The organism is Paenibacillus pabuli, from assembly GCF_039831995.1.
In the GTDB taxonomy this organism is placed as follows: Bacteria; Bacillota; Bacilli; order Paenibacillales; family Paenibacillaceae; genus Paenibacillus; species Paenibacillus pabuli_C.
Genome location: NZ_JBDOIO010000004.1, coordinates 254,814 through 269,558 on the forward strand (window position 1 = coordinate 254,814; position 14,745 = coordinate 269,558).

The following is a 14,745-nucleotide window of genomic DNA, read 5'->3' on the forward strand; positions in this document are numbered from 1 at the left end:
CGGGGGACAATAAAAAGGTACATATGAAAGGGATGACTTGCTGGTCAATCTATCGACAGACGTTAACATTTTGTCACAAAGCGAGGCGTCAATGACACATTTATCCGGTATAATGAATTTAGTTGTGAAATAAGTGTCAAAGTATCGAAACAAGCGGAGAGATCGTTCTTCGCCATCTTAAACCAACAGCGGGTGAGAAAAAATTGAAGCACTTAACCTTGTTTAAATGGTTAACCGTATTAACTTGTCTTGTTATGTTCTTGGCTACGTTCGGCGGTGGGGTCGTTACCAAAACGGAATCGGGACTAGGGTGTGGCACGGAGTGGCCTTTATGTAATGGTAAACTCGTTCCTGCACATACTGTAGCCTCACTGATTGAATATTCGCATCGCGCGGTCAGCGCATTGGCAGGATTGCTCTCCATTGCCTCTTTTGTTGCATTCCTACGATATGGCAAATCACGTCGTGATCTGCAATTGTTTTCATTCTTAACGTTAATCTTCGTTATTATCCAGGGAATCATGGGGGCCTTTGCCGTCGTCTTCTCCCAATCATCGGCGGTCATGGCGCTGCATTTCGGTTTTGCCCTGATTGCCTTTGCCAGTTCCCTGATGATGGCTCTCGGTATTAGGCAGGAGGCACGTCATGGTGGCCTCGAAAGGTTAAACAAGTACCCACGGGTTAGCAAAAACTTCCGCAACCTGGTGTGGTTCTCAACCATCTACACATATCTTGTGGTATACACAGGGGCCTTTGTGAGTCATACCGACTCCGCTGGGGGCTGCTCTGGCTTCCCGCTCTGTAATGGCCAGATCATACCTGAACTGTCCGGTGGCGTGGCCGTAGCCTTTGCTCACCGAGCAGCCGCTGCCTCCCTTGTTATTGTGATTGCGATCCTGGGACATTATGCATATCGTAAACATCCGGATAACACGGAACTTCGGGCGTTGGGCGTAGTGTCTGTGGTGCTCATTCTGCTTCAAGTACTGATTGGTTTTGGCATGATGCTTACCATCAACCGTCCGGAAGTGTACATGTTCGTGGCTCTGGCTCACATGCTTGATATCGCCATACTGTTCGGTATACTAACCTATATGAGTTTTCTGGTGTACAAGCTTCATCGGCCAGCTGATCGTTTCTAACATTTTATTGAATGTTCAGCCGTTCATGCGGTTTCCAAATGCAAAGTCCACCATCCAATGATGTACATCATTGGACAGGTGGACTTTGTTTGATGTCAGGCGGGTCAGGGCACCCTAATGTCAAGCAGCGACCATACGTTTACTCTGATTCCGATTAGGTTTAATATTATAAATCATCATATTGATCAGCAGAGTGGAAAGAGGAGGCTGTATATGCTGCGAACGTTGCTGGGTGAATTGCCGCGCCAGAATGAGGGAGTATTGGAAGAAGCGATCGAGTCCATGGTGGAGACGCTGGGACTTTTACAACGACAGCTGGATTTGAATCAGGACCCGACTCACGATTATCGCAAACTTTACGTATGGACGCAGGGATTGATCTCCTCACTGGATGAGCTGGAGCAGGCCTGTTTCGCTGCTTCCCACTTTCGCCAGAAGGTCAGGGCTGGCTCCACCGATGATATGACCATTGAAGAGAAGGCAGAGTATGCCCGTTACGTGTACTTTTACAAAGATGGATTCATTCGTTGTTTTGCGATTCTCGACAAGACGGGCACGGTATTGAATGAAATATTTAATTTGAACACGTCTAATGTAAAATCCCATTTTTCGTATTTTACCGTACTGAGACAGTTTGGCTATGCCAAAATGCATAATGATCTTGCTGTTGAATTAATCAAAATCAAGGATGCTTACCGGGAACCGATGAGCAAACTGCGCAAACGGCGGAATATGGAGATTCACTACATGAACTCCGAGATGCAGGATGATCTGTGGCAGCTCCATCAGACCTTGCAGGGGAAAGTGAAGCTCGAAGATCTGGATCAGCACCTGGAGGAAATGCGTCAGGGCGTCGATATGGTTTGCGAAACGCTAAAAGCGGCATATGGTTACATCAACAGGATGTGGCACAAGCAGGGCATGTCCGAGCTGGCAAAGTAATTGTGAAATATTTACCTTTGACAAAGCGGAATACTTGGATTATACTGAGTTTCTAATTAAGCGTTACATGACATTAACATGCATAACCATTTACATTTTACCACTGAACTTATAAATTTAATATTTCTTATCGAGAGCGGCGGAGGGACAGGCCCGATGAAGCCCGGCAACCGATTTATAATGACATGACAACAAGTCATACTTTATAGATGTTAGGTGCTAATTCCTACAAAATGGTGCAAAGCACGATTTTGGCAGATGAGAAGGTATATTCTTTCGTGTGAAGAGCCCTTTTTGTTTCTGCAAAGGGGCTCTTTTTTATATGTCAGAGGGGAGTTTTCCTTTCATTCGGGTAAAGATACATGTAGGCGGTGGGAAGGAGAAGTCATATTGATCGAATTAAAAGGATTAACCAAGACGTATGGCAGAGGTTCAAAACAAACGACAGCACTAGCCGATTTGGATCTGAAGATCGGCAAAGGTGAAATATTCGGAGTAATCGGACACTCCGGAGCAGGGAAAAGTACGTTGATCCGGTGTATCAACCTGCTCGAAAGACCAACAGCTGGTGAGGTATGGGTGGACGGCGTGAACCTGACCAGTCTCAGCAAAACAGATCTGCAGCAGCAAAGACGCAAGATTGGCATGATATTTCAGCATTTTAATCTGTTATCCTCCGCTACGGTATATGACAATGTTGCTTTTCCGCTGAAGCTGGTGAATACGCCTAAGGCTGAAATTGATCGCAAGGTGAAGGAAATGTTGACTCTTGTTGGTTTGGAGCATCACAGCAGCAAGTATCCAGCACAGCTATCAGGCGGACAGAAACAAAGAGTTGGTATCGCCCGTGCACTTGCCAGTGATCCAGCCGTTCTGCTATGTGACGAAGCCACATCGGCCCTTGATCCACAGACGACAGCTTCGATCCTGAAGTTGCTGCTGGATATCAATCAGAAATACAATCTGACGATTGTTTTGATCACGCATGAAATGCATGTCATTCAGAGCATTTGTGATCAAGTTGCTGTCATTCATCAGGGAGGAATTGTGGAACAAGGCCCTGTAACGGATGTTTTCCTTAAACCGCAGCATGCCATCACGCGTGACTTCATGCAGCGTGATCAGGAGTCTGAGCTTTTATTGGAAGAAGAAGCCCTGATACATGCGGGTGGAACCGTGCAGCAGGATGGTCGTTCTCAATTGGTCAAAATTTCATTTTTGGGTGAGAAGACGTATGAAGCTATTCTGTCCAGAACCGTTCGTCAGACCGGAGTGGACTTTGCCATTTTGCAAGGAACCATCTCAAGGATCAAACAGATTCCATACGGACAATTGACCGTTCGCTTTGAAGGCGATTCTGACGCGATTCACCGGACTGTGCATGAATTGAAAGAGCAAGGGCTTGATGTGGAGGTGCTTCGTTAATATGGATTTTTCATCTGTACGCTGGGAAGAGATCGGCAAGGCCTCCATTGAAACATTGCAAATTCTGGGAGCGTCCGGTTTGTTCACCATCATCATCGGATTGCCGCTGGGTGTTCTGCTATTTATGACTGCAAGATCGGCTTCCATCCAGTCACGAACGATTTACACCGTGTTATCCATCGTTGTTAATATTCTGAGGTCAGTACCATTTATCATTTTGATTGTTGCCCTCATTCCATTTACACGTTCACTGGTTGGTACAGCCACTGGCGTACTTGGAGTCATACCGCCGCTCGTGATCGCGGCAGCGCCTTACTTCGCAAGGTTGGTTGAGACTACCCTGCGTGAAGTAGACCGTGGCGTTATCGAAGCGGCTCAGGCCATGGGAGCATCCACCGGGCAGATTGTAAGACGCGTACTGCTTCCCGAGGCGCTACCCGGTCTTCTCGCGGGAATTACGATTACCATTGTCACGCTGGTATCTTATACTGCCATGGCCGGCATGGTCGGCGGCGGCGGACTTGGAACACTCGCAATTAACTATGGATACTTCCGTTACCAATATGAAATCATGATTATTTCCGTTGCATTCATGGTTATTCTCGTACAAGTTCTGCAAATGTTTGGCGATCAACTGGTTAAGCTGTTCACCCGGAAATAACACATAGATAGCATTTTGCATCCATTCATTACGGAATGAATGCGAAGATGCAACAAAATTTATTGGAGAAGGGGTTTTACACATGAAAAAATGGTCTTTTGCACTGCTTAGCTTGATGCTGATTGCGGTACTTGCTGCCTGCGGAAACAACAAAGATTCGGATAGCGGCGCAGATAATGAAGCGGGCGCACCGCGTACGGTGGAACTGAAAGTTGGAGCTTCACCTACGCCGCACGCTGAAATTCTGGAGAGCATCAAGCCTGAGCTGGAGGCTCAAGGTATTCGTTTGCAGGTTGTAACGTTCAATGACTATGTTCAACCGAACCAGCAACTGGCGGACAAACAGTTGGATGCAAACTTTTTCCAACACCAGCCTTACCTGGATACAGAAAACAAAGAACGTGGTTTTAACCTCGTTACTGTAGCACCTGTCCATGTTGAACCTTTTGCAGGTTATTCCAAAAAGATCAAATCATTGGATGAGCTGCAGGACGGCGCCAAAGTAGCCATTCCAAATGACCCGTCCAACGGTGGTCGTGCACTGCTGCTGCTTGCAAAAGAAGGGATCATTACGCTGAAAGACAATGCGAACATTGCATCCACAATTCAGGATATTACAGCTAATCCGAAGAACCTGGATATTATTGAGCTCGATGCAGCCATGATGCCTCGTCAGCTGGATGAAGCAGATCTGGTATTCATTAATGCCAACTATGCACTTGAAGCTAACCTGAACCCGGAGAAAGATTCTTTGCTTATCGAGGAGCTGCAAGGTAACCCTTACGCTAACATTCTCGTTGCCCGTGAAGACAACAAGGATGCAGATGCCATCAAGAAGTTGGCTGCTGCCCTGAATTCCGAAGCGGTTAAAACATTCATTAAGGAACGTTACCAAGGTGCAGTTGAGCCTGCGTTCTAAATTGCCCATTCAATATTACTTAATTTCGAGTTGAGTAATGTACGAAAAAAGCCGAGCATCTCTAATGAAGAGTTGCTCGTTTTTTTGTATTTGAATTGGTCGTGTCATCCATTCAATCGCTACGGTTTGTTCTCAGAAGATGTTTTTTCCGACTTACGATAGTAGGATAATTCATTCTGATCGGTGTATTGCCGCTCATCTGCTTCTTGAGACTAATCGACATTAACATAAGAGACGGATTCCGATCAAGGTTTTTTAGGTTTAAAAGGGTTTTATTCCCTGAAAGAATAAGCGAGTTGTGAGGGGATGATAAATCTTTTATACTGAATGAGTGACTGCTCTTTGAAGAGGGGGATGGACGTGAAGGGGAAGATTGCCCTCATAACGGGAAGTGCCAAAGGTCTTGGAAAAATGACGGCTCTCCGTCTGGCAGATCAGGGATGCCATATTGCCTTGAATTATGTGCACAGCCGTACCGAAGCCGAAGCACTTCAGGCCCAGATCACGGCGAAGGGTGTACAGTGCATTGCCATTCAAGCGGACATTTCCAAAACGGAAGACATCGCCATGTTGGTAGAACAGGTTGAAGCCGAACTGGGCAGTATAGATATTTTGGTGAATAACGCAGGGCCTTTTGTCCGCGAACGCCGATTGTTTGCAGAGTATACCGAGGGTGAAATTCAGATGCTGGTACAGGGGAATTTGCTGGGCCCGATGCTTCTGGATCAACGAGTGCTTCCAGAGATGAGACGCAAAAAGTGGGGCCGAATTATTCATTTTGGTTTCAGCCATGCGGGAGAGGCGCGATCCTGGCCTCATCGTGCAGTTTACGCTGCTGCGAAGGTAGGTCTGGTATCCTTTACGAAGACGCTTGCTGTGGAGGAGGCTCCTTACGGCATTACGGTGAATATGGTGTGTCCGGGTGATATCCGGGGAGCCAATAAAGAAAAAACCATTGATGAAATAGCTGGCATAACCGATCAGGAAACGCCACGGGGACGTCCCGGCAGCGGTGAAGATATTGCGCGGGTGATTACGTACTTGTGTCTGGATCACTCCGATTTTATAACAGGCAACATTATGGATGTTTCGGGCGGGCTCGATCCCATACGTCCAACTATCCAGCGTGAAGAGGGACAATAGAGGAGACGCACAAAAAAAGAGCCCTCCGCTTCAAATGAAGCGAAAGGCTCTTGAGGTTTATTTCGTGAAGGATTGATTAGAATACTTGTACGACTTCTTCGACACCGTCAACTTCTTCAAGAAGGGCGCGTTCAATCCCGGCTTTTAGGGTAATGGTGGAGCTTGGGCAGCTGCCGCAGGCACCGACCAGTTTCAGCTTAACGATGCCGTCCTCCACGTCGACCAGTTCCACGTCACCGCCATCGCGTTGCAGGAACGGACGAAGTTTGTCAAGCACGTCAGATACCTCATCATACATGGTGCTTTGTGCGTTTTCGCTCATATTTTTCAACTCCTTTCCTCTATATATTATATTACAAATGGCCGTAAAATAAAATGGTCAAACAAAGCAGGTGAACCTACATGAGACCGATTATTGAATTTTGTGCTAACAATATGCATTTTGGCACAGATGAAGTCATGGAGCAACTCGAAGAGAATCCAGACTATGATGTGATTGAATACGGCTGCCTCAGCAACTGTGGCCAATGTTATATGACTCCTTTTGCGCTAGTCAATGGTGAAATTGTCATCACAGACAAAGTAGAGGATTTATATAACGCCATTCTGGCCAAAATTGCCGAAGCCGATGCCTGGGACGAGCTCGATCTCGACTAACCGAGATGGCGCTTGGACATCCAGAGCACGCCGCTTTTCAATATACGAGGCACACGTCCCATCATGGACGTTTTGCCCATCAGCCCAAACCCAGCCTTCTTGCCGAGTGCACCGAGCGTGCCACGAAGCTTGAGCGGCTGCGGGTTGGGCTTTTCGCCTTTCCAGAGGGCATGCTGAATATGAGCGATCTGTTCACCCTGTACTTCTGCAGCCTGACCGCTTGGTGCATAAGGTACACTGGCACAGTCACCGACAACATAAACATCTGTATATTCAGGAATTTGATAATAATCATTCAGTACAACCCGGCCCTGAGGGTCCTTTGTAACGTCAAGATCCTGTACGACTTTGACTGGCTGAATACCGGCTGTCCATACTACAGCATCCGTCAAAATTTCTTCATCCCGGTTAAAGATGGCGTTCCCCTCAAGACGAGAAATTGCGACATGTCCACGTGTCTCCACTTGATGTTCGTTAAACCACTCATGCACGTAAGCAGACAATCGCTGCGGGAAAGCCGATAATACTCGCTCACCACGGTCCAGAATACTAATGTTCAGGTCAGGTCTGCTCTCTCTAAGTTCGGCAGCGATCTCGACACCGCTCAATCCACCGCCAACAATATGCACGTGCCCGTAAGCTTTAACTTCGTTCAGGCGGAGGTAGGTTTCCCGCGTTTTGCTAAAACTTTGAATGGTACAGCTGTATTCTTCAGCTCCTGGCGTATTGTGGAAACGGTCTGTACAGCCGAGTCCGATGACGAGCTTGTCATACTCCAAAGGATCCTGGCCTTCAAATTCTATCTGACGCTGTTCCAGATCAATCGAAGTGACTTCTCCATAACGGTAAGTGACTTTCTCATGGACTGGAAATTGGATGCGCAGGTCATAGTCGGATACGGTTCCTGCTGCGAGTGCGTAATATTCAGTCTTCAATCCCTGGAAGGGGCTCCGGTCCACCAACACAATTTGTGTATCTGACGGAATTTTGCCTTCCAGAAGTTCCTTGATGATCGTGAGGCCGCCATAGCCGCCCCCGAGAATGACGAAATTTTTCATGACTCGGCTTCCTTTCTGCATCAGTCCCGTATGATCGGGGCTGTAACCTGTGGAGCAGCTATGCATTCACATAGCTGCTCCTTCTGTTTTATTTTATTTTAATTATTATATCGAAAATTTTGGAGTTTAAAATTAGAGGTATTATACCAACGTGATGCATCGATTCGAAGGGCCATTCTCCTTTGTATGGATGAAAGATGCTATCGAGACGATGCAGCAGGTTTATTCATATACTTGAATTTCGTTGTAGAAGGTATCGCGTTCCACCGGAATGCGTCCAGCGCCCTTAATGAGCCATATGAGCTCTTTGCGGGTGAGGCCCTCAGGTGTTAACGCACCTGCGGCATGACTAATTCGTTCGCGAACGATGGTGCCATGTGCATCCGAAGCACCGAATCCAAGGGCAACTTGGGTCAATTGTGGGCCGATGTTAATGAAGTATGCTTTAATGTGGTCAATATTATCCAGCATAAGGCGGCTAATCGCAATCGTTTTAAGATCCTCGTACGCCGAGTTGCGGCGCATAATGCTGGCATTTTTGCTCTTAGGCTGCATGGAGAGCGGGATAAATACCATGAAACCGTTGGTTTCATCCTGCAGCTCACGAATTTGAGCCATGTGATTAACACGATCTTCGTACGATTCAATCGATCCGTACAGCATTGTCGTATGTGTACGCATGCCCAGAAGATGAGCAGTACGGTGTACCTCAAGATAGCGATCCACGTTTGCTTTGTCGACACGCATTTTTTTGCGGTATTCGTCTGACAGAATCTCGGCACCGCCGCCAGTCAGTGATTTAAGACCTGCTTTTTGCAATTCCTGCAGCACTTCCTTGATGCTAAGCCCGCTGATGCGGGTGAAGAAATCGATCTCTGCTGCCGTGTAGGCCTTAAGTGTAACATCCGGATATTTCTCGTTTAAAGCCCGCAGGGAATCGACATAATATTGAAAGGGAACATGGTTGTTATGTCCGCCTACAATATGGAACTCGCGTACGCCTGGATGAATATGCTGTTCTACGTACTCAATCATTTCCTCTCCCGACAAAGTGTAGGAGCCTTCTTCACCCTGGTCTTTGCGGAAATTACAAAAAGCACAGTGTGCTTCACAAACGTTAGTGAAGTACAGACTCATGTTTTCAATAAAATACACTTTCTTGCCGTTCTTCCGCAGGTTGACCTCATTGGCCAGTTGGCCGAGAGTCAGCAAATCATCCGTTTGATACAGATATACGCCGTCTTCTACACTCAACCTTACGCCGTTCTGCACTTTCTCAACGATTTCCGCCATTCTTTTGTCTGTGAACGGTGTTACCAATGTAGACATTTTGTTTCCTCCTGTTCTTAACCGGATTTGAGTTGAATGTAGGACTTGCTTGCAGAACTACATAAAAAAGATGCGGTCATCTGCCGCCTCTTTATCGGACTAACTCTCCATTACCCGGTGCAGCATATGCTGCATGTGTAAAGCTGAATTTTTCTTTTAAGGTTTTTGCATCATGGATGTAAAATCTAAAATTGAGTCTGATGACTCTATATGCATTGGGGACTGCGTGGCAGTCTCGAAATGTGAAAAAAATTACAACTCCATATATGATCATCATCTTAAAGAAGTCATGACAAAATACCGACATTTCAGAGCGATCACCTAACCATTATAAACCTCGTGTCCCGGGGGTTCAATACACTGGGAAGAAAAAGGAGCTGAGGAGGGACACGGAAATCGGGATAAACATGGCTTGAGCCTCTTGACGGGGTGGAGTATAATTTAAGGAAGAGTTAATGAAAAGGAGAGTGACCTGGCATGATTAACATCAGCGAGACAGCTGCCGAGCGATTGAAAGAGATGCTTTCACAGCAAGAGACACCTGACATGTTCCTGCGTCTGGGCGTAGCACCGGGTGGTTGTACCGGATTTTCGTACGCCATGGGCTTTGATGATAAAGAATCCGATGAGGATATTTATATGGATATTCACGATATGAAGGTTGTAGTCGAGAAGGAGAACCTGAAATATCTGAATGGTCTTGAAATTGATTTTGAAGAATCCGGCATGTCCGGCGGTTTCACCATCCATAACCCGAATGCGGTCGCGACATGCGGCTGCGGATCTTCTTTCCGCACGAGAGAAGAAGCTGGGGTACCGGATAAAGATTGTTAAGACTATACAAAATAAAACATGCGCAGTTCCAGCGGATTAATCGTTGGGACTGCGCTTTTTTATGTTTTCCTAACGGGCAGATAAACCCATTCCTCACCACAAGACAAAATCAAATTCAACTGCTTTAATGCCTAATTTCTCAATCTACATGCTTCTGCTGCTGGTGAATTTCCATAAGATGCTGTTTCCGATAGGTACCAGGCGAGATGCCAGTTGTCTTTTTGAAAATGCGATTAAAGGAAGTAATGTTCTGGTATCCCACGCGGACACTGATTTCATTGATGGTCCAATTTGTCGTAGCCAGCAGTTCACATGCTTTGCGCATGCGGATTGTTTGCAGATGCTCGCTAAAATTGATGCCGGTTTTATCTTTGATATACACGGACAGATACGTCGTTGACAGATTCAGTTTCGCTGACAAATACTCAAGTGAAATATCCTCCATGTAATGGGAGTTTATGATTTCGTAAAACATGGCGATGGTTGGTTCTTCCGTTGCGGGAAGTTTGCTGTCTCGCATGATGGCAAGGACAGAGCTAACGATGTGCTTGAAAACAGTCTCATAATCATCCTGTGAATGGCAGTCCTGAAGAGCATTTTCCCATTCACTCAGGGGTACGCCCGTGGCTTTATAAGAGAGCTGTTGATCCAAAAATTCAACGATATGACTCGTTATATCGAGAGCTAATTGTCTGAATTGAAGTACACTGGCATCTTTTTTGACGAAGTATGCGAATGCCTGACGTATCCAATCCATACAGTTGTCTTCTTCCAGTGCCTGAAGTGCCTGATCAAGCTCGCGTCCCCGTTTCACCAGAGGCTGGTCCACATTGGGCAGGGGACGGGCTCCGCTGATTAGTTGGGTTTCCTCTAGCAAGCGAGCCGATGAAGCCAGATCCCGTAATTGCTGATAGGTTTCACTGAATTTAGTCGGTTGATTCATAGCCGGAAGGGTACAAATGGTCACGACATAATAATGTTTTTCCTCATCAAGACTTGCTTTGAGCTGTTCAAGCAGTGCTTGAAGCTGGAAGGGAGAGGGTTCCTTCAATACGGAGACAATCTCGTTTTTTTCCATCTGGAACGTATGATTGGCATGGAACCGTTCTTTCGTTAGCAGATGAATGTAATCCAACAAGTGACGCACCGCTCGCTCCCGATCAAGAGGCATACTTCCATTTTCCGAAATCCGAAAACGAATGTCGTAATAAACAAGCTGATAACTTCCTCCATCCGCAAGAAAATCGTTCCACTCGCTAAGATCAGTATTGATGTTCTTCAACTGGTTCATATAGGAGTAGTTGGTTAGAATGGCGTTCTGGCGATTAAGTTTGGCCACGATCGTATCTTTCTCTTTTTTTAGCTCCCCAATCCTGCTCTGAATGAGATCATATTCTAAAATGTGACTCTCTTCCTGCCCGACTTCATCGGCTTTATTCAGTGAAGTACGGTCCAGCAGCGAGGATAGCATATGCTTAACCGGCGTATGTAGGCGTCGGCTTAGATAGAGGGATACCAACGTTGCTGCCAAAAGTGAAAAAACAAAGATAAGAACCATGTAACCGGTCAATCGCTGCAGCTGGTCTGCAATGCGTGTATCTTCCAGTGATGTGATATACATGAGCCCGTCAGCACCTTCTGCCTTGAAATAATATCTCCCATTCTCCTTGCGTGTCGTTTCTCCATCTTGGAAAACGGGTATCGCTTCTTCCCCTGGCGTTGAACCCGAGCGATAAAGGATGTGGCTCTGATGGTCCGTAATGATCAAGGTGTGTCCGTCCGTGGTGCCGAAAAAGGACTGAACTGCTTTCTGGATATCTATCATTGCAATGATCTGATAAGGACTGCCGGGGCTCTTAAACGTATACGGCAGCAGATGCCTGCTCTCGGGAGAACCTGCGTTCATTTGAAAGGATGCTGCAGGCGAGATCAGAAATGTATGGGGCTCCGTGGTGAGTGTCTCCCAATGTTCCAATGGATAGATATTGCTTCGATAGGATGTGTTGAACATGTAATCCGAGCTGCCGCTGCCTGATTTACCAAATGCAAAGTGTTCCTTAGGAAAGTGGACGATAACATCTTCCAGCAAAAACAACGAATTGTATACATATCCCCGAATGTCCTTCATTACATTTTTGGCCTTTAGATAGTCTGCCTCTTGAAAGCCAACTCTCTGCAATTGCCTATTAAAAGATACCAGATCCTGATTGTTGTACACGTGGAACAGCATAATCTGAATTTGTTCCATATGATTAGAGAATCGTTCCGCGGTGTTGTTCGTTTCATTGAGACTGCTTTGAACGATTTCCTCCTGCAGGCTCGTTTTGAATACATAATAAATCAGAATATAGAATAGGCAGAACAGCGAGATAATCGCCAAAAAGCTGACAAATATTTTGAAAAACAGGGTTCGTTTTTTATTCATGATCCAGTTCATAAGACAACCCCTCATTTTCATTCTTCTAGAGAGAACAAGATTATCTGGCCCATTCTACGCGTGAACTGTTAAAACGCAGGGAGCAAAATATGAACGCACTGTAAAAAGGGGCTATACTTTTTTTGCGAAAATGGCTGTTTTTTCAGGAAAAATCACGAATTAGGTAAATTTCGCAAGGATAGACCAGAATCCCAAAAACGGTTTATACCCAATCGCATCGAAGGGCTGTAACATTCGATTTGCAGCCGAGCCCATCGTGATGAGGCAGGCAAAAAGGGGGATTGCTGATTTTGAAACAGACGACATCCGTTAACGAGCAGGCACGCGGGAGTCGAGTGAGTGGAAGCCGTGCGAAGAAATACCGTTTCCATTCGTTTCGTAGAAATTGGGATTTGTATCTATTATTCTCGCCTGTCATCATCTACTTTGTTGTGTTTCATTATGTACCCATGTATGGTGTGCAGATTGCGTTTAAGGACTTTATCGCGAATAAAGGCATTACCGGAAGTCCATGGGTGGGATTCAAACACTTTGAACGGTTCTTTGACAGCTTTTATTTTTGGCGAATCATGAAAAACACGCTTGGTATTGGTTTGTACGAATTAATTGTTGGTTTCCCTATTCCCATTCTCCTGGCGTTAATGATCCATGAAATTAGATCCGGGAAGTTCAGAAGATTTGTGCAAACAGTGACCTATATGCCTCATTTTTTATCTACTGTCGTCATGGTGGGCATGATTATGATGTTTTTGTCTCCTGTCAGTGGATTAATTAATCTGGCAATCACGGCTCTTGGCGGAGAAACCATTTCCTTCATGACGGAACCGGGTTGGTTCAAGAGTATATTTGTGTGGTCAGGTGTATGGCAGACGATGGGGTGGAGCTCGATCATCTATTTGGCGGCACTTGCCGGAGTAGATCCGCAGCTGCATGATGCAGCTAAGGTGGATGGCGCAACCAGGCTTGAGCGAATCTGGCATGTGAACATTCCGGGGATTGCCCCGACTATGGTTGTGCTTTTGATTCTAAATGTAGGATCCATCATGGGCGTCGGGTTTGAAAAGGTATTCCTTATGCAAAACGCGTTGAATATGGAGGCATCCGATGTTATCGCAACCAATGTATACCGCAGCGGTATTTTGGGTGCGCAGTACAGTTATTCTGCAGCTGTTGGTTTGTTTAACTCAGTTATCAATTTTATACTGCTGCTGACGGTGAACCGGATCGCCCGCAAAGTCAGTTCGAGCAGTCTATGGTAAGGGAGGTGAGGGGATGGCGCAAAGTCGTGGTGACCGGGCAGTCGAATGGATGATCTATGCTGCTCTTGTGCTGGTATCTGTAGTGGTGTTGTATCCCGTGTTTTTTGTGGGAATTGCATCGATTAGTAATCCGGAAAACGTGATGCGCGGTGAAGTGTGGCTCTGGCCCAAGAACATCTCGCTGGTTGGTTATGAACGTCTGTTTGCGAATAGCGAACTGATGAAGGGCTATGGGAACACCTTGTTGTACACGGTCGCCGGAACCATGCTTAATCTGGTGATGACCATTGCGGCAGCATACCCGCTATCCAGAACAGATTTTAAAGGGAGAACGGTGTTTACCATTTTAATTGTGTTTACCATGTTTTTCAGTGGAGGCATGATTCCAACCTATCTGCTGATCAAAGACCTGGGTATGCTGGACACTTTTTGGGTCATGATTATTCCGTCGGCATTGTCCGTATGGAACATGCTGATCATGAAGACATTCTTTCAGAATTCCATACCAAAGGAAATTCAGGAAGCGGCCTTTATGGACGGCTGTTCGAACATGAAGGTACTCACTCGTATTGTCTTGCCTCTGTCAGGGCCCGTACTGGCCGTAATGGTTCTCTTTTACGCCGTGGGCCACTGGAACAGTTATTTTAATGCCCTGATCTATTTGTCAGACCGGGACAAGTATCCGCTGCAGTTGTTTTTACGCGAAATCCTGGTTCAGGGGCAGATGCAGGAGATGGTGGATATCAGTGACGATTCCCTGGCGAGAAGCATGATGGATGCGGAAGCCATCAAATATGCTGCTGTAATCATTACGAATTTACCTATGCTGATTCTGTATCCCTTTTTGCAAAAGTACTTCATTAAAGGGGTCATGATTGGTGCGGTGAAAGGCTAAACCATAGTTCATAATTCATTTTATTATAAGGGAGTGCATGAAGG

At 46.1% G+C, this 14,745-nt stretch carries 14 protein-coding genes and 1 riboswitch; of the genes, 10 read left to right on the plus strand and 4 right to left on the minus strand.

Annotated elements, in window-relative coordinates:
- Positions 1 to 203: 203 nt before the first annotated feature.
- The 6 genes from ABGV42_RS20785 (at position 204) to ABGV42_RS20810 (ending at position 6,232) form a co-directional block, all read left to right on the plus strand.
- Positions 204 to 1,142 (plus strand): COX15/CtaA family protein, encoded by a 939-nt coding sequence (locus ABGV42_RS20785; protein ID WP_347383488.1) that lies wholly within the window; start codon positions 204 to 206, stop codon positions 1,140 to 1,142.
- Positions 1,143 to 1,355: 213 nt separating this feature from the next.
- Positions 1,356 to 2,084 carry a Cthe_2314 family HEPN domain-containing protein gene (locus tag ABGV42_RS20790; RefSeq protein WP_347383489.1) on the plus strand — a complete coding sequence of 243 codons (729 nt, stop codon included), beginning with the start codon at positions 1,356 to 1,358 and terminating at the stop codon, positions 2,082 to 2,084.
- 124 nt (positions 2,085 to 2,208) lie between these two features.
- A riboswitch (SAM riboswitch) is annotated at positions 2,209 to 2,349 on the plus strand.
- 125 nt (positions 2,350 to 2,474) lie between these two features.
- Entirely contained in the window at positions 2,475 to 3,509 is a 1,035-nt protein-coding gene (locus ABGV42_RS20795; RefSeq protein ID WP_347383490.1) for a methionine ABC transporter ATP-binding protein, read from the plus strand.
- Position 3,510: 1 nt separating this feature from the next.
- Positions 3,511 to 4,170: a methionine ABC transporter permease gene (locus ABGV42_RS20800; RefSeq protein WP_347383491.1), complete on the plus strand. Its 660-nt coding sequence runs from the start codon at positions 3,511 to 3,513 to the stop codon at positions 4,168 to 4,170.
- Between the two features lie 82 nt (positions 4,171 to 4,252).
- Positions 4,253 to 5,089, plus strand: coding sequence for a MetQ/NlpA family ABC transporter substrate-binding protein (locus ABGV42_RS20805; RefSeq protein WP_347383492.1), 837 nt, complete (start codon positions 4,253 to 4,255; stop codon positions 5,087 to 5,089).
- A gap of 360 nt (positions 5,090 to 5,449) precedes the next feature.
- Positions 5,450 to 6,232, plus strand: a complete 783-nt coding sequence (locus ABGV42_RS20810) for an SDR family oxidoreductase (protein WP_347383493.1) — start codon at positions 5,450 to 5,452, stop codon at positions 6,230 to 6,232.
- A gap of 76 nt (positions 6,233 to 6,308) precedes the next feature.
- Here the strand turns inward: ABGV42_RS20810 and ABGV42_RS20815 are convergent, their stop codons facing one another.
- Positions 6,309 to 6,554, minus strand: a complete 246-nt coding sequence (locus ABGV42_RS20815; RefSeq protein ID WP_062324083.1) for a NifU family protein — start codon at positions 6,552 to 6,554, stop codon at positions 6,309 to 6,311.
- A gap of 80 nt (positions 6,555 to 6,634) precedes the next feature.
- Between ABGV42_RS20815 and ABGV42_RS20820 the strand changes: the two genes are divergently transcribed.
- Positions 6,635 to 6,889, plus strand: coding sequence for a YuzB family protein (locus ABGV42_RS20820; RefSeq protein WP_347383494.1), 255 nt, complete (start codon positions 6,635 to 6,637; stop codon positions 6,887 to 6,889).
- Here ABGV42_RS20820 and ABGV42_RS20825 read toward each other — a convergent pair.
- Both ABGV42_RS20825 and mqnE read right to left on the minus strand, forming a co-directional pair.
- Positions 6,886 to 7,947 carry an NAD(P)/FAD-dependent oxidoreductase gene (locus ABGV42_RS20825; RefSeq protein ID WP_347383495.1) on the minus strand — a complete coding sequence of 354 codons (1,062 nt, stop codon included), beginning with the start codon at positions 7,945 to 7,947 and terminating at the stop codon, positions 6,886 to 6,888. The genes ABGV42_RS20820 and ABGV42_RS20825 overlap by 4 nt on opposite strands.
- A 222-nt stretch (positions 7,948 to 8,169) precedes the next feature.
- Entirely contained in the window at positions 8,170 to 9,276 is a 1,107-nt protein-coding gene (mqnE, locus tag ABGV42_RS20830; protein WP_347383496.1) for an aminofutalosine synthase MqnE, read from the minus strand.
- Positions 9,277 to 9,753: 477 nt separating this feature from the next.
- Here mqnE and ABGV42_RS20835 point away from each other — a divergent pair, with 477 nt between their 5' ends.
- Complete coding sequence (locus tag ABGV42_RS20835) at positions 9,754 to 10,110, plus strand: HesB/IscA family protein (RefSeq protein ID WP_095361260.1); 357 nt, start codon at positions 9,754 to 9,756, stop codon at positions 10,108 to 10,110.
- Positions 10,111 to 10,249: 139 nt separating this feature from the next.
- Here ABGV42_RS20835 and ABGV42_RS20840 read toward each other — a convergent pair whose 3' ends face one another.
- A complete protein-coding gene (locus ABGV42_RS20840; RefSeq protein WP_347383497.1) occupies positions 10,250 to 12,547 on the minus strand; it encodes a helix-turn-helix domain-containing protein in 2,298 nt (765 codons plus the stop codon).
- Positions 12,548 to 12,882: 335 nt separating this feature from the next.
- Here ABGV42_RS20840 and ABGV42_RS20845 point away from each other — a divergent pair, with 335 nt between their 5' ends.
- On the plus strand, positions 12,883 to 13,806 hold the full coding sequence (locus ABGV42_RS20845; protein WP_347384446.1) for an ABC transporter permease: 924 nt from the start codon (positions 12,883 to 12,885) through the stop codon (positions 13,804 to 13,806).
- 13 nt (positions 13,807 to 13,819) lie between these two features.
- A complete protein-coding gene (locus tag ABGV42_RS20850) occupies positions 13,820 to 14,701 on the plus strand; it encodes a carbohydrate ABC transporter permease (protein WP_347383498.1) in 882 nt (293 codons plus the stop codon).
- The last annotated feature ends 44 nt before the right edge of the window (positions 14,702 to 14,745 follow it).

Excerpts from the sequence above, each read along its gene's own strand:
- ABGV42_RS20790 (WP_347383489.1), top strand. The coding sequence starts at position 1,356 with ATGCTGCGAACGTTGCTGGGTGAATTGCCGCGCCAGAATGAGGGAGTA.
- ABGV42_RS20800 (WP_347383491.1), top strand. The coding sequence starts at position 3,511 with ATGGATTTTTCATCTGTACGCTGGGAAGAGATCGGCAAGGCCTCCATT.
- ABGV42_RS20805 (WP_347383492.1), top strand. The coding sequence starts at position 4,253 with ATGAAAAAATGGTCTTTTGCACTGCTTAGCTTGATGCTGATTGCGGTA.
- ABGV42_RS20815 (WP_062324083.1), bottom strand. The coding sequence starts at position 6,554 with ATGAGCGAAAACGCACAAAGCACCATGTATGATGAGGTATCTGACGTG.
- ABGV42_RS20820 (WP_347383494.1), top strand. The coding sequence starts at position 6,635 with ATGAGACCGATTATTGAATTTTGTGCTAACAATATGCATTTTGGCACA.
- ABGV42_RS20825 (WP_347383495.1), bottom strand. The coding sequence starts at position 7,947 with ATGAAAAATTTCGTCATTCTCGGGGGCGGCTATGGCGGCCTCACGATC.
- mqnE (WP_347383496.1), bottom strand. The coding sequence starts at position 9,276 with ATGTCTACATTGGTAACACCGTTCACAGACAAAAGAATGGCGGAAATC.
- ABGV42_RS20835 (WP_095361260.1), top strand. The coding sequence starts at position 9,754 with ATGATTAACATCAGCGAGACAGCTGCCGAGCGATTGAAAGAGATGCTT.
- ABGV42_RS20840 (WP_347383497.1), bottom strand. The coding sequence starts at position 12,547 with ATGAACTGGATCATGAATAAAAAACGAACCCTGTTTTTCAAAATATTT.
- ABGV42_RS20850 (WP_347383498.1), top strand. The coding sequence starts at position 13,820 with ATGGCGCAAAGTCGTGGTGACCGGGCAGTCGAATGGATGATCTATGCT.